Below are 13,269 nucleotides of genomic sequence, written 5' to 3' on the forward strand. Positions count from 1 at the left end.
CGCGCTCCGTGGTCATGGCTTCGCCTCGCCGATGAGATCGCGCACCGCGTCGAGCAGCGCCTGATCGTGAAAACTGCCCTTGGCGAGATAGTAATCCGCGCCCGCATCGAGACCGCGCTGGCGATCTTCCGCGCGGTCCTTGTACGACACAATCATCACGGGCGTGCGCGCAAGTTGCGCGTCGCGTTTGATGAGCGTCACGAGCTCGATGCCGTCGAGACGCGGCATGTCGATATCCGTGATGACGAGATCGAAGTGCTCGCCGCGCACCGCGTTCCAGCCGTCCATGCCATCCACCGCGATGGCGACTTCGTAGCCGCGTGATGCAAGCAGCTTGCGTTCGAGCTCACGCACGGTGAGTGAATCGTCGACCACGAGCACACGTTTCGCGCTTGCTGCCGTCGTGTGTAACGCGCTTCTATCGACACGGCCGAGTTCGCCGCCCGCCACGAGCTTTTCGACGGAGCGCAGCCAGTCGTCGAGATCGGCGATGAGCAGCGGGTCGCCGTTTTCCATCAACGCGCCCGCCGCGATGTTGCGCACCTTGCCGAGCCGTTTGTCGAGCGGTTGCACGACGAGCATGCGTTCGCCGAGAAAGCGGTCCACGACGATGCCGTAACTCGACGCGCCCTGCCCGATCACGACGACATCGAGCGCGTCGTTCGCGGCTTCGAAGCTCGGCGTCTGCAAGATTTGATGTGCCGTCACGAGACCCAGCCGCTTGCCGTCGAAGGCGAAATGCTGCTGACCTTCGAGCGTATCGATAGCGTTCACCGGCAGCACGAGCGTGCGCACGACATGCGCAAGCGGCAAGCCATAGGGCTCGCCCGCGACTTCGACGATCAGGCTGCGAATGACCGACAGCGTGATCGGCAACTGCAGCACGAAGCGTGTGCCGGCGTGGGCGTCCTGCGTCACGCGCAGACTGCCGCGCACTTGCCTTACGACGTCTTGCACGGCGTCGAGCCCGACGCCGCGGCCGGATACATCGGTGACGGCGTCGCGCATGGTGAAGCCTGGCAGAAAGAGGAATTCGAGCAGTTCCGCCTCGGAAAGACGCGCAGCCGTGTCTTCGCTTGCAAGGCGTTTGTGCACGACGGTGCGGCGCAATGCATCGAGGTCGATACCGCCGCCATCGTCGGATACGCTGATGAAAAGCGCGCCCGCGCTATGCCGTGCCTCGAGCGTGATAGTGCCGATTTCCGGCTTGCCGAGCGCGCGTCTCAGCGATAGCGCTTCGATGCCGTGATCGACCGCATTGCGCAGCAAATGGCCGAGCGGCGCGTCGAGCAAGTCGAGGATATCGCGGTCCACTTGCGTGGTTTCGCCGGCGATCACGAGGCGTACTTCCTTGCCGAGCGAGCGTGCCACGTCGCGGACCATGCGCGCAAAGCCGCCGGTTGCGTCGACGAAGGGACGCATGCGGCAAGCGAGCGCTTCGTCGTAGATCTGTTGCGCGAGATGCGTCGAGCGGCGGTCGTAGTTTTCGAGTTCGGCGAGCCGCTCGCTCAGTTGCCGATGCGCTTCGTTCGTCAGGCGCCGGGCTTCGTCGAGCGCGGCCTGTGCGCGCGCGTCGAGTGGCGCGCTGTCGGCGAAGGTGTCGTGCAGGCGTTCGAGCGCGCGGCTCGCGTCGTGCTGAATGCGCTTCACGCGCAGCATCGATTGCGAGAAAGGCTTGAGCCAGCGCGATTCGACGAGCGTCTCGCCGGAGTGACTCAACAGGCGGTCGAGAGTTTCGGCGCGCACGCGAAGCATGCGGGCTTCGGTTGGGCGGGATGCTTCTTGCGACGCTCGTGAACGATGCGTTTCGGCGCTTGCGCGCAGCGTGTGGGCTTCGTCAGAACGCGATGTGAGATTCGATTCATCGCTTGCGTGAAGCGCGTGAGCTTCGTTCGAGCGCATTGCGGAATGCGTATGACGCGGTGTGTGCGAACGAGGCTCATCGTTTGCACGATCGCGCGACGAAACATCATACGTTGCGCCTAGGCGAAGCATGTCCGTCTCATCGGCCGTGGACGTTGCCAACGCCAACTCGCGCGATCCATCCGAATCGCCCACCAAACGCGCATTCAACCCCTCGACAAACGCATTCACCTCGCTTTCCAGCGTCGTCTGCGCGTCGATTTCTTCCGCCTGACCGATCCGCACGATCATATCCACGCCGCACAAGAGCATGTCGATATAGACCGCATCGAGCGTCACGCGCGCTTCCTGCGCCGCGACGAAACAGTCCTCCATCACATGCGCGAGCGTCACGCCGACCGGCACACCGACGATGCGCGCCGCGCCCTTAAGCGAATGCGCCGCGCGCATGCACGCTTCGAGCGTGACCGGATCGTTCGGCGCGCGTTCCAGCGCGATGAGGCCATCGGAAAGAATCTGCGCCTGCGCGCGCGCTTCCTCCTGAAACAGGTCGAGCAGCGAGCGGCGTCCGGGATCGGCACTCGTCATCCGAGACTCCCGTCGAGACTGTCGATGAGACGTTCGGCATCGAGCAAGCCGACGGTCGTATCCTTGAACGGCGCAAGCGCCTGCGTATGCGACGCATGACGTTGCGCGAGCGTCGCGGGCACCGGCTGCAAACGCGCGGCCGAAAAGCGATGCACGCCATCGACGGCATCGACGGGAAAAGCGAGCGGTCCTTCGCCATCCGCGTGCGCGTCATGCCGATGCCGCTGAACGACGAGCAGACGGCCGAGTTCGCGTGCATCGACAACTTGCGATTTCGAAACCGCTTTCGCCACGCTTTCCTCAATACCGAAGAGACGCGCCAGCGACACGCATACCAGCAAACGTCCACGCACGTTCACGACGCCGAGCACCGCGCGGTTACGCCGATGCGGCAACGTATGCACCGGCCGAAGTTGCGCGACCTGCGCACAACACGCGGTCGGCAAGCCGAGCCATTCGCCGCCGATGCGAAACACGAGATACGAAACGGCATCGGCTGCGTCGCGCGTTCGTTTTGCGTCGCCCTTGAAGCGCTCGACGACCGAAACCGCATCGACACGATCGAGCACGCGCGCCGCCGCCGACTCATGGACCGGGCAATTACGGCAATGCACGTACCGTTCGAGCTTCGGACACGAGCCGTCGCCGCGCACGCCGATGCGGTTCCAGCAGTCGTCGATGACATCGGGAATGAGCGGCGTGCGGGCGTTCATCGCGCGCTCTCGGCGCTGCGTTCGGCGCGAGCCAGCATGATGCGCGCGCGGTCCGTGTCGCCATCGAGTTGAAGCAGCGCGGCAAGATGCGTGAGCGCTTCGCGATGCGTCGGATCGAGATAAAGCGCGCGGCGATAATGCGCGCGCGATTCGTCGTGCGCGTTGCGGGCATCGGCGATCACGCCGAGCAGATAGTACGCATCCGCGCTTGCCGGGTGCTTGTGCAACCACCCGCGCGCGATGGATTCGGCTTCGATCAGCGAACCGGCATCGGCGAGAGCGTGGGCTTGCGCGAGCGTTGGCGTTGACGTTGGCGTTGGCGTCGAGGCCGGCGCCGGCTTGACGCTCACCGGTGTCGAGGTTCGATGCAACGCCATTGCAGGCGCTGCAAACGCCATCGGCTTCGACACGGATACCTTCGACGAGTCCACACGCGTAGCGCCTCGCGCCCATGCAGGCATGACGAATTCGCCGGATGCCGCGGGCTTTATCGGAGGAGTGGCATTCACGATCTCGCGCTCGGGCCTTCTGAACGCGAAAGCCAGCGGAATGTTCGCGGGACTCATGCCTTCGCGCATCAGGAGACCCGTTTCAGCAGGTCCGATGAAGAGCATGCCGCCGTCGGCCAGCAAGCTGTCGAGCACGCGCAACGCGGCGCTCTGCGTCTCGCGATCGAAGTAGATCAGCACGTTGCGGCACAGAATGAAGTCGAAGCGTTCGAACATGCGCGCATCGAGTTGAAACAGATTGGCTTGCGTGAAGCGCACACAGCGCGCCATGCGCTCGTCGAGCTGCCAGCCGTCTTCGGTCGCGCGAAAATGCCGGTCACGAAAACCCAGCGCGCGGCCACGAAACGCATTGCGTCCATAGTGCGCGCGGCGCGCATGCGACAACGCGCGCTCGCTTACGTCGATAGCCTCGATGACGAAGCGGTCCGCCGCGATGCCTGCATCGCTCAAGGCCATCGCCACCGAATAGGCTTCCTCGCCCGTCGAGCAGGGCAGGCTCAGCACGCGCACGGGGTTCGAAGGGCGCTCCGACAGACGAATGCGCGCAAGCCGCGCGAGCGCCGTATAGACCTCGGGATCGCGAAAGAACCACGTCTCCGGCACGACGACCGTTTCGATCAGTTCCTGCATCAGCGCGGGATCGTTCGATACGGCGTGGTAGTAATCGTCGAGCGTCACCGCGCGCGATGCATCGAAGCGCTCGCGCACCGCGCGCATCACCGCGTTCGTGCCGATAGACTCGGCGTCGAGCCCGATCGTCCGATGCAGCAGCTCGGTAAAGCGGCGCGTGTTGTCTTCGTTCATGATGTGCTCTCGGCAAAGAGCAACGCCTGCACGTCGAGCGGCAACAAATGTTCCATGCGCACCCATTGCAGCAGGCCTGCTTCATCGCGCGCGACGGGACCGAGATAGCGTGCGTGCGGCGTGTCGATGCCCGCATCGGCAAACGCGGCGGTATCGAGCTTGACGGTTCGGGTTGCCTGTTCGAGCACGAGACCCAGTCGATGCGTCGTCGAATCGTGCGCGCCGTCGCGCTTGTATGCGACGAGCGCGAGCCGCGTCGACAAGCGTTCGCGCGACGCGCGCCCGAGCGCCAGCGCCGCGACATCGATCACGGGCACGGGCACGGGCGCGTCTTCGTAATCGAACAGGCCCGCAACCCACTCCGGCGCGCCGGGCAGCGCCTTCAACGGCGCGAGCGGCAACATGCGCTCGATCTGCGCGCTGTCGAGCAGATAGCGATCGGAGCCGAGCGTGAACTGGACGAAGAGCATGGCGCGCGCCGCTTTACGCGGCCACCTTGAAGCGCGATACGCCGGTGCGCAGACCGTTGGCGACATGCGTCAGGTCGTCGATGGCCTGAGTCGATTGACGCAACGACTCCGCCGTCTGCTGCGCGGCTTCCGACAATTGCGAGAGCGCCTGAGAAATCTGGTCCGCGCCGGCTGCCTGCGTCTGCATGCCTTCGTTGACCATCGACACGCGCGGCGCAAGCGTCTGCACTTGATGGATGATCTGCGACAGTTGCCCGCCGACTTGCTGCACGTCGAGCATGCCCCGCCGCACTTCCTCCGAGAACTTGTCCATGCCCATCACGCCCGCCGCGACGGAAGACTGAATCTCCTTGACCATTTGTTCGATATCGAAGGTCGCGACCGCGGTTTGATCCGCAAGACGCCGAATCTCGGTGGCCACCACCGCGAAGCCGCGTCCGTACTCGCCGGCTTTTTCCGCTTCTATGGCCGCGTTCAGCGAAAGCAGGTTCGTCTGGTCCGCCACCTTCGTGATGGTCGCGACGACCTGATTGATGTTGCCCGCCTTCTCGTTGAGGATCGCGAGCTTGCCGTTCACCGAACCGGCCGCTTCCATCACGTGCCGCATGGTTTCCTCCATGCGCGTGAGTCCGGCGTGACCCGTGCCCGCGAGCGTCGCCGACTGCTCCGCGACGCCCGACACTTCGTTCATCGTGCGTACGAGATCGCGCGCCGTCGCGAAGATCTCGCGTGACGTCGCGCCGATTTCCGTCGTGGTTGCCGCAGTCTCGCTCGCGGTCGCTTGCTGCTCGCGTGCGGTGGCGGCGATTTCGGAGACCGATGTCGTCACTTGCAGCGCAGACTTCTGCGCCTGCCCGACGAGCCCCGTGAGTTCGTCGGTCATGCGGTTGAAACCCGCTTCGAGCGTGCCGAACTCATCGGCGCGCGCGAGGTCGAGCCGCTGCGTGAAATCGCCCGTACGCATCTTGTCGACGACATCGACGAGACGCAGCATCGGCACGGTCAGTGCGCGCATTAGCAGAAAACCGAGCACGGCGGCCGTGGCCAACGCCACCAGCATGATGACGACGAGCGTCGTCTCCGACTTGCCCACCGAATGACGGATGCTCTTGACCGAACTCGCGTTGCTCGCCTCGTTGTAGTCGACGAGCGCGCGCGCCGCGTTTTGCCCCGCTTCCCAGACTGGCGTCAGGCGCGTGTTGAACACCGTGGCGCCGGCTTGTTTCGAATCGATGAGACCGCGCAGCGCTTCGTCCTGCAGCGGCGCGTAGAGCGCGCGCTGATGCCTGAATTCGTCGAAGATGCGGCGCTCGTCTTCTTCGTGGACGGTCGGCGCGTAGTTCTCGATGAGCTTGTCGAGCGTCGCGCGCGTTTGCGTCAGACGGTCGCTATCGCGGCGAATGAGTGCCTCGTCGCTATCGGCGAAGACCAGGCGTTGCGTCACGGCGTAGCTTTCGAGCCAGGCCGCGCGCAGATCGTTGGACAGCGAAAGACCGACCATCGAATCTTCTTCGAGGCTTTTCGCCTCGCGGTCGATACCGCCGAGCAGCGTATAGGACAGCGCGGCCATGACCAGCATCAGGAAGAGAATGACGCCGAAACTCGCCAGTATGCGATGCCGGATGGACAGATGCTTCACGCGATGAACCCTCATGTGTAATCGATCGGCGCGGACCGTATGAAACCGCGTCGGAAGGCGTCACGAGCATTGAATCGTTTGCGGCGCGCGCGTTCTGACTGCGCGCGGCGTCCCACGCACCATGCACGGTACATGCCAGTGCAGTTGACTGGGTTAACGGCTGATTGCGGCAACCCTTGAGGGGGAGGAATCGAGACGGATCATTTCGCCGTGTTTGAGCACGGTGAAGGAATCGGCGGGAAGCCCTGCGCGGCGCACGGCATCGGCGAGACGGCGCGGCGGCTCGTCGAGCGGCTCGTCGGTGAGTTCGAACGTGCCCCAGTGGATGCCGATCGCCTTCTTCGCATGCACGTCCTGGAAGATGCGCACGGCTTCCTCCGGGTCGACGTGCTGGCCGTGCATGAACCAGCGCGGGTCGTACGCGCCAATGGGAATGAGCGCAAGGTCGAAGCCGCCGAAGCGCGCGCCGATATCGCGAAAGTCCGGCGAATAACCCGTGTCGCCCGCGAAGTAAAACGAAAACGGATGCGCCGCGCCCGCCGGCGTCTTCACGACCCAGCCGCCCCACAGCGTTTCCGCGCGGTCGAAGGGCGTGCGCGCCGACCAGTGCTGGCTCGGCACGAACCAGATATCGAGGCCGGCAACATGGGTTTCGTCGCTCCAGTCGAGTTCTTCCGCGTTCTGGATGCCGTCGTCGTTCATCCACTTCTTCACGCCGAGCGGCACCAGAAAGCGCGGCGGGCCGCCCGCCTGCCGGTTGAGCGCTTCGACGCTCGCCTTATCCAGATGATCGTAGTGATTATGCGAAATCAGCACGATATCGATGTGCGGCAACTCGTCGAGTGTGAGCCCGGGCGGCGTTTTGCGCTTCGGACCCGCGAACGAGAACGGCGACGCGCGTTCAGAGAACACCGGATCGGCGAGGATGTTCACGCCGTTGATTTGCAGCAGCGCGCTCGCGTGGCCGATCCACGTGAGCGTGTTCTCCGTGCGATTGGCCTTGAGCCAGGCGATGTCGGGATGCGCCATCGGAAATCGATAGCCGTTCGCGGGCGGCTTGGGCAGACCCTGCCGCAAGCGCTCCCAGCGCCACTTCAGAAGCGACTCGTGCGGCAACTGGCCGTAGTCGTTCTCGAAACCGGACGCGGTGTGCTTTGCGTGATGCAACGGCTGCGGCTGGGTTTGCACATCGGTCTTCGCGGTGCTCGCGCTCGCTGCCTCCTCGCTCTGCGCGACAGTGTTGCCGGAGCAGCCGGCCAGCATGGCGAAGGCACATACGACGGCGCGCGGGCCGTGCTGTCCTGCATTGAACAGACTCGCAAGGATACGGCGCATGAGTTGACCGGTTGAGCGCAGCGGGCTTGAGGCCAGGCCATGCGCGGTTGGCGGCTTCTTAGGCTTCGCTGTGAATTAAGCACGCCGGGCAATTGATTCTACGGAATGTAGAAAAACTTGTCTTTTCGCTCGGACAGGTGCTGTCTGGATAAAGCCGCATGTATTCGTCTGCCTTATCCCACAAGGCGGGACAGCGAAATCGAAAAAGTAGGCCCGCTTCTTGCGATGAACCGCTCCGAACGTCGGCACAGGCGTCACGAACAATCCAAATAGACCATCGGTGGCGCGCGCTCGTTTCTCATCTAGCAGTTCAGGACCGAGCGCGCCGTACACCGCACTTTCGAAACCGGGGGCCCGATGATGGGCAGTAAACAACGCAGTCACGCTGCACGCACGTTCAATCCGCAACTTTTCTCGATGCACGCCATGCTCGTGTCGCGCAGCGCCTCTCACGTGGCGAGCGCACTGCAGGAGCCCGGGCGCGATGCCGCGCTGGCCGAAGGCGTCGCGGATTTCATCGCCCATTGCGGCCATACGGGCCTCGGGCTCTTCCTCGCGGCAGTCTGGCATTGGCTCGATGAACGCGGCTACTACGACGCGGCCGAACGCGTGCAGCATTACATCGAAACCAGCAGCGTGCCGAAGGTGAAGGCGACGCCGCGTGCAATGCGTGGGCGCGACGCGCGGGTGTGAGGTGCCGTGTACGTTACGTTACGGGCAGACGACACATGGAACGTCCTGGCCGTAACGCTCAGGTTCCAAACCATCCCGCATCGACAAAATAATCGCGCCCCGTGCAGCGCGCCGCATCGTCGGATGCCAAAAAGAGCACCATCCGCGCGACGTGTTCCGGATCGATCCGCTCGTGCAGACACTGCTGCGCGAGAAGCGCGGCCTCGCTGTCGGGCGACTGCCACAGCTTCATCTGACGCGGCGTTCGCACGGCGCCCGGAATCACGGTATTCACGCGAATGCCGTGCGCGCCGAGATCGCGCGCCAATCCGCGCGTGAGGCCTTCGATAGCCGCCTTCGCCGTCATGTAGAGCGTGAGTTCCGGCAGCGCGAGATGCCACGAAATCGAACCCATGTTGATGATCGAGCCGCGCCGGTTCGCGCGCATGCTCTTGGCCGCCGCCTGCGCGCAAAAGAACTGATGCCGCAGATTCACGGCCATGCGCTCGTCCCAATACGCGGCGCTCACGTCGTCCCATCGATGGCGGTCGTCGTTGGCGGCGTTGTTGACGAGCGCATCGAGCGGTCCCGCCGCCGCGATCATGTCGTCGAATATGGCTTCGATGGCGGCCGTATCGCGCAGATCGCAACGGTAAAATTTCGGCGCGTGCTTCTCGCTGGCGAGCGCCTGTTCGAGTTCGCGCGCGTCGGTTTCGGCGACATCGATGAACGACACGCGCGCCCCTTGCTTCGCGAACGCCTCGACGATGGATGCGCCAATTCCGCTGCCGCCGCCCGTCACGACGACATGTCGGTCTACGAGGCTCGGATAGATTGCATAGGCCATGAGCGTCTCCTCTTCAGTGCGAATGACGCGGATTGCCGCGCGTCTCGATCACCTTCAAATACAAGGTCGCGGGCTCGAGACACCCGCCCGTCGACAACTGCCCCACCGTCTGCCGATACAACTCCTGCCACGGCGTTTGCGCGGGCGGCGTGGCGAACGCGGCATGCGTGCGGCGGCTTTCGAGTTCGCCTTCCTCGATCAGCACGTTCACCGAACGCGCATTCAGGTCCACGCGAATCCGGTCGCCCGTACGCAAGAGCGCGAGACCGCCGCCGACGGCCGCTTCCGGCGACATGTTGAGAATGGACGGACTCGCCGACGTACCGCTTTGCCTGCCGTCGCCGAGACAAGGCAAGGAATCGATGCCGCGCTTGATCATTTCCGCAGGCGGCGCCATGTTGACCACTTCCGCGCTGCCCGGATAACCCACCGTGCCGCAGCCGCGAATCACGAGAATGCAATGCTCGTCGATGTTCAACGCGGGATCGTTGATGCGCCGATGGTAATCCTCCGGTCCATCGAAAACGATGGCGCGCGCTTCGAACACGTTCTCTTCGCCCGGCTTGCTGAGATAGGTCTTCGTGAAGGCCTCGCCGACCACGGACATCTTCATGATCGCGCTGTCGAAGAAATTGCCCGACAGCACCATGAAGCCCGCGCCGTGCTTGAGCGGATCGTCGGCCGTGCGGATGACTTCGCGGTCGGCGGCGGGCGCGTCGTCCGCGATTTCGCCGATGCTGCGGCCCGATACCGTCCGACACGCGCGCTCGATGAGACCGGCCGCATCGAGTTGCCTGAGCACGGCCGGCACCCCGCCCGAGCGATGAAAACTCTCGCCGAGATACTCTCCAGCAGGCATGCAGTTCACGATCAGCGGCACGTCTTCGCCATAACGCTGCCAATCCTCCAGACTCAATTCGATACCGATATGACGCGCAATCGCGATCAGATGCGGCGGGCAATTGGTCGATGCACCCAGCGCCGACGCCACGACGATCGCGTTCTGGAAAGCCTCGCGCGTCATGATCTGCGATGGCCGCAAGTCCTCGCGCACCATGTCGACGATGCGCTTGCCCGTCGCATACGCCATCTGACCGCGCTCGCGATATGCGGCGGGAATGCTCGCGCAAGTCGGCAGCGACATGCCGAGCGCTTCGGCGAGGCTGTTCATGGAGAGCGCGGTGCCCATGGTGTTGCAATGGCCGATGGACGGCGACGATGCGGTCGTGAGTTGCATGAAGCCTTCGTAATCGATCTCGCCTGCCGCAAGCAGATTGCGTGCATGCCAGATGACCGTGCCCGAGCCGACGCGCTTTCCTTCGTACCAGCCGTCGAGCATCGGCCCGCCTGACAGCACGATGGCCGGCAGATCGACGGTCGCCGCTGCCATCAGACATGCGGGCGTGGTCTTGTCACAGCCGGTCGTGAGAACGACGCCATCGAGCGGGAAGCCGTGCAGCACTTCGACGAGACCGAGATAGGCCAGGTTGCGATCGAGCGCGGCGGTCGGACGGCGGCTTTGCTCCGCGAGCGGATGCACGGGGAACTCCATGGGAATGCCGCCCGCATCGCGAATACCGGCTTTCGTGCGCTCGGCAAGCTCGATATGGTGGCGATTGCATGGCGCGAGATCGCTACCCGTCTGAGCGATACCGATGATCGGCCTGCCCGATTGCAGTTCCTCGCGCGTAAGGCCGTAGTTCATGAAGCGCTCGACATAGAGCGCGGTCATGTCGGCGTGCGAGGGATCGTCGAACCATTCCTGGCTACGTAGACGGCGAGTTGGATGCTGGGGCATGGGGTTGTCTCCGTGGTTTTCGATTGCGTTATGTTACCGGTAACACGGGCGGGTTGTTCATCGCAGCGTTCGAGTTACTTCGGTATGCGCCTAAGCACTCTCGCGCGCCAATACCGAATAACCGACGCGTACCTTCTTGCCCATCCCCTCCATCACTCCGCGATCGCGCGCTTCGATCGCTTCGAGCAGCGTCGCGCCCGTGCGCGAACCGATGCCGTAAGCATCGACGGAAACGGTTGTGATCGACGGCGTGCAGCACATGGCGACTTCGAAGTTGCCGAAGCCCGCAATGGCGATGTCCTGCGGCACGCGAAGCCCGCGCCTGTGGCATTCCATTATCGCGCCGAACGCGGACATGTCGCTCACGCACATCACGGCTTGCGTATCCGGCCATGCTTCGAGCAGCGCGGTCATCGCAGGGCCGCCGTGGCTCATCGTGATCGGCGAGTCGCCTAGTCGGATGACGCGGGTATCGTCGAGACCGAACGCCTTCATCTGCGAACGAAAGCCCTTGAGCCGGTCGAGGCCGCGCCTGTCCAGCTCACTCGCGCCACCCAGAAATCCGATGCGTTGATGGCCGCGTTCCGCGAGATGGCGCACCATCGCGCGCGCGGCGCTGACGTTGGAGAAACCGACGGCGGAATCGATCGGCTCGGCGGGCGCATCCCACATTTCCACGACAGGTACGCCGGAGCGGCGCAACAAAACGCGGGCGGCGTCCGTGTGACGCGAGCCGGTCAGAGCGATGGCGCGTGGTTGGTAACGCAGCATCGAACGCACGATGCGTTCTTCGCGCTGCAAGTCGTAGTCGGTATCGCCGATCAGCAGTTGCAAGCCATGCGGTTCGAGCGACGCGGACAGACCGCGCACCGTATCGGAGAAGTTGGAGCTTGCGAGCGACGGCACGAGCACGGCAACGAATTCCGACCGCCCGGATGAAAGCGCACCGGCGGCGGCATCCGCTACATAACCGAGTTCTTCGATGGCTTTCTGCACGCGCTCGCGAGTCGCCAGGGCAACGCTGTGTCCCGCGAGCACGCGCGATACCGTCATTTTCGAGACGCCCGCGAGCGCCGCTACATCGGACATGCGTGGCGGACCCGATGGCGCGTCGTCGCTCGGCCTGGCTTGCGCGAAGTTCCTCAATCCACGCGCACCCAGCCATCGGTACGCTGTTCGAGCGTGACGTGCAGCTTGGTCTCGCCCGCTTCGCGATCGGCGGCGGTCAGGTCGGGGAAAGCGCGCTTGATGTCGCGGTCGTCGACCCACGACGCGGGATTATCGAGCTTATAGGTGTAGGTGACGTCCGAACGATGCGCGGTGGGATCAGGCTCTGTCCAACTGACGACCTTGTCGAGCTTGACGTGCGCGTAGCACAGCATCCAGACACGGGAATCGCTGGTGGCGTTCGGGTCGCCAGCCGGACGCGTGGTTTCAACCGCGTACTTTTGCCCTTCGCCCGTCAGGCTATATGCAATGCCATTTTGCTTGGCATTGGCATTGGCGGGCGTCGCCGCGGAGCGCGCGATAAGTCCGCTTTTTTCGAGCGCCGCGAGTTGCTCACGCAGCGCGGCGCCGGAATATTCGTTGAGATCGCGACTCGTATAGGCCGATGGAAATGTGTACGGGCCACGTCCACTGCGATTCAGACACAGAAGCCCGCGATCTGTTTTCATATCGGCGGAAATGGCGTCGCCCAGACTGGACTCGCTCGCATCGTTCTTCTTGCCGCAGGCTGCGAATAGCAGCGAGACGCTCACGGCGGCGATCAACAGACTCGTTCTCATATGCGCTCCAGAGGTCAGCCTAATCGTTCGGCATGGACAACCTTGCGTTGCCATTCTACCGACAGAATCACAGCCTTCGAAGCTTATAACGTGCCTGACGCTATTGGATGCGTTGACGTCGTGTTCTCTCGCACGCCATGCGCCGCAGAAATGCAAAAACCCCACCTGTTTGGGGGTGGGGTTTTTGTTGCTGCATGAGGAGCCTGACGATTACCTACTTTCACACGGGAGATCCGCACTATCA

Annotated in this window: 11 protein-coding genes; 1 reads left to right on the forward strand and 10 read right to left on the reverse strand. The window is 63.7% G+C overall.

Annotated features, from left to right (window positions below; genetic code table 11):
• Positions 1-12: 12 nt before the first annotated feature.
• The 6 genes from NCR98_RS19055 to NCR98_RS19080 all read right to left on the reverse strand — a co-directional run bounded on the left by NCR98_RS19055 (position 13) and on the right by NCR98_RS19080 (position 7,849).
• A complete protein-coding gene (locus NCR98_RS19055) occupies positions 13-2,451 on the reverse strand; it encodes a hybrid sensor histidine kinase/response regulator (RefSeq protein ID WP_250526968.1) in 2,439 nt (812 codons plus the stop codon).
• Complete coding sequence (locus NCR98_RS19060) at positions 2,448-3,164, reverse strand: chemotaxis protein CheW (RefSeq protein ID WP_250526969.1); 717 nt, start codon at positions 3,162-3,164, stop codon at positions 2,448-2,450. The genes NCR98_RS19055 and NCR98_RS19060 overlap by 4 nt, the downstream gene beginning before the upstream one ends.
• Positions 3,161-4,477, reverse strand: a complete 1,317-nt coding sequence (locus tag NCR98_RS19065; RefSeq protein ID WP_250526970.1) for a CheR family methyltransferase — start codon at positions 4,475-4,477, stop codon at positions 3,161-3,163. The genes NCR98_RS19060 and NCR98_RS19065 overlap by 4 nt, the downstream gene beginning before the upstream one ends.
• Positions 4,474-4,947: a chemotaxis protein CheW gene (locus NCR98_RS19070; protein ID WP_250509856.1), complete on the reverse strand. Its 474-nt coding sequence runs from the start codon at positions 4,945-4,947 to the stop codon at positions 4,474-4,476. The genes NCR98_RS19065 and NCR98_RS19070 overlap by 4 nt, the downstream gene beginning before the upstream one ends.
• Before the next feature lie 13 nt (positions 4,948-4,960).
• Complete coding sequence (locus NCR98_RS19075) at positions 4,961-6,601, reverse strand: methyl-accepting chemotaxis protein (RefSeq protein WP_244828714.1); 1,641 nt, start codon at positions 6,599-6,601, stop codon at positions 4,961-4,963.
• A 138-nt stretch (positions 6,602-6,739) separates the two neighbouring features.
• Positions 6,740-7,849 (reverse strand): MBL fold metallo-hydrolase, encoded by a 1,110-nt coding sequence (locus NCR98_RS19080; protein WP_502799772.1) that lies wholly within the window; start codon positions 7,847-7,849, stop codon positions 6,740-6,742.
• A 429-nt stretch (positions 7,850-8,278) separates the two neighbouring features.
• On the opposite strand from NCR98_RS19080, the gene NCR98_RS19085 reads away from it, so the two are divergent.
• A complete protein-coding gene (locus tag NCR98_RS19085) occupies positions 8,279-8,614 on the forward strand; it encodes a hypothetical protein (RefSeq protein WP_244828716.1) in 336 nt (111 codons plus the stop codon).
• Between the two features lie 58 nt (positions 8,615-8,672).
• On the opposite strand, the gene xylB is transcribed toward NCR98_RS19085, so the two are convergent.
• From xylB to NCR98_RS19105, 4 genes are all read right to left on the reverse strand, one after another.
• On the reverse strand, positions 8,673-9,440 hold the full coding sequence (gene xylB, locus NCR98_RS19090; protein WP_250526972.1) for a D-xylose 1-dehydrogenase: 768 nt from the start codon (positions 9,438-9,440) through the stop codon (positions 8,673-8,675).
• Positions 9,441-9,453: 13 nt separating this feature from the next.
• Entirely contained in the window at positions 9,454-11,238 is a 1,785-nt protein-coding gene (locus NCR98_RS19095; protein WP_250526973.1) for an IlvD/Edd family dehydratase, read from the reverse strand.
• A 90-nt stretch (positions 11,239-11,328) separates the two neighbouring features.
• A complete protein-coding gene (locus NCR98_RS19100) occupies positions 11,329-12,327 on the reverse strand; it encodes a LacI family DNA-binding transcriptional regulator (protein WP_250526974.1) in 999 nt (332 codons plus the stop codon).
• A 53-nt stretch (positions 12,328-12,380) separates the two neighbouring features.
• On the reverse strand, positions 12,381-13,025 hold the full coding sequence (locus tag NCR98_RS19105) for an SEN1982 family lipoprotein (protein WP_250466566.1): 645 nt from the start codon (positions 13,023-13,025) through the stop codon (positions 12,381-12,383).
• Positions 13,026-13,269: the final 244 nt, after the last annotated feature.

This window comes from Caballeronia sp. GAWG2-1 (assembly GCF_023631405.1).
Taxonomy (GTDB): domain Bacteria; phylum Pseudomonadota; class Gammaproteobacteria; order Burkholderiales; family Burkholderiaceae; genus Caballeronia.

Coding starts and splice junctions, on each gene's coding strand:
- NCR98_RS19075 (WP_244828714.1), bottom strand. CDS start 6,601: ATGAGGGTTCATCGCGTGAAGCATCTGTCCATCCGGCATCGCATACTG.
- xylB (WP_250526972.1), bottom strand. CDS start 9,440: ATGGCCTATGCAATCTATCCGAGCCTCGTAGACCGACATGTCGTCGTG.
- NCR98_RS19080 (WP_502799772.1), bottom strand. CDS start 7,849: ATGCTGGCCGGCTGCTCCGGCAACACTGTCGCGCAGAGCGAGGAGGCA.
- NCR98_RS19105 (WP_250466566.1), bottom strand. CDS start 13,025: ATGAGAACGAGTCTGTTGATCGCCGCCGTGAGCGTCTCGCTGCTATTC.
- NCR98_RS19100 (WP_250526974.1), bottom strand. CDS start 12,327: ATGTCCGATGTAGCGGCGCTCGCGGGCGTCTCGAAAATGACGGTATCG.
- NCR98_RS19085 (WP_244828716.1), top strand. CDS start 8,279: ATGATGGGCAGTAAACAACGCAGTCACGCTGCACGCACGTTCAATCCG.
- NCR98_RS19065 (WP_250526970.1), bottom strand. CDS start 4,477: ATGAACGAAGACAACACGCGCCGCTTTACCGAGCTGCTGCATCGGACG.
- NCR98_RS19095 (WP_250526973.1), bottom strand. CDS start 11,238: ATGCCCCAGCATCCAACTCGCCGTCTACGTAGCCAGGAATGGTTCGAC.
- NCR98_RS19060 (WP_250526969.1), bottom strand. CDS start 3,164: ATGAACGCCCGCACGCCGCTCATTCCCGATGTCATCGACGACTGCTGG.
- NCR98_RS19055 (WP_250526968.1), bottom strand. CDS start 2,451: ATGACGAGTGCCGATCCCGGACGCCGCTCGCTGCTCGACCTGTTTCAG.
- NCR98_RS19070 (WP_250509856.1), bottom strand. CDS start 4,947: ATGCTCTTCGTCCAGTTCACGCTCGGCTCCGATCGCTATCTGCTCGAC.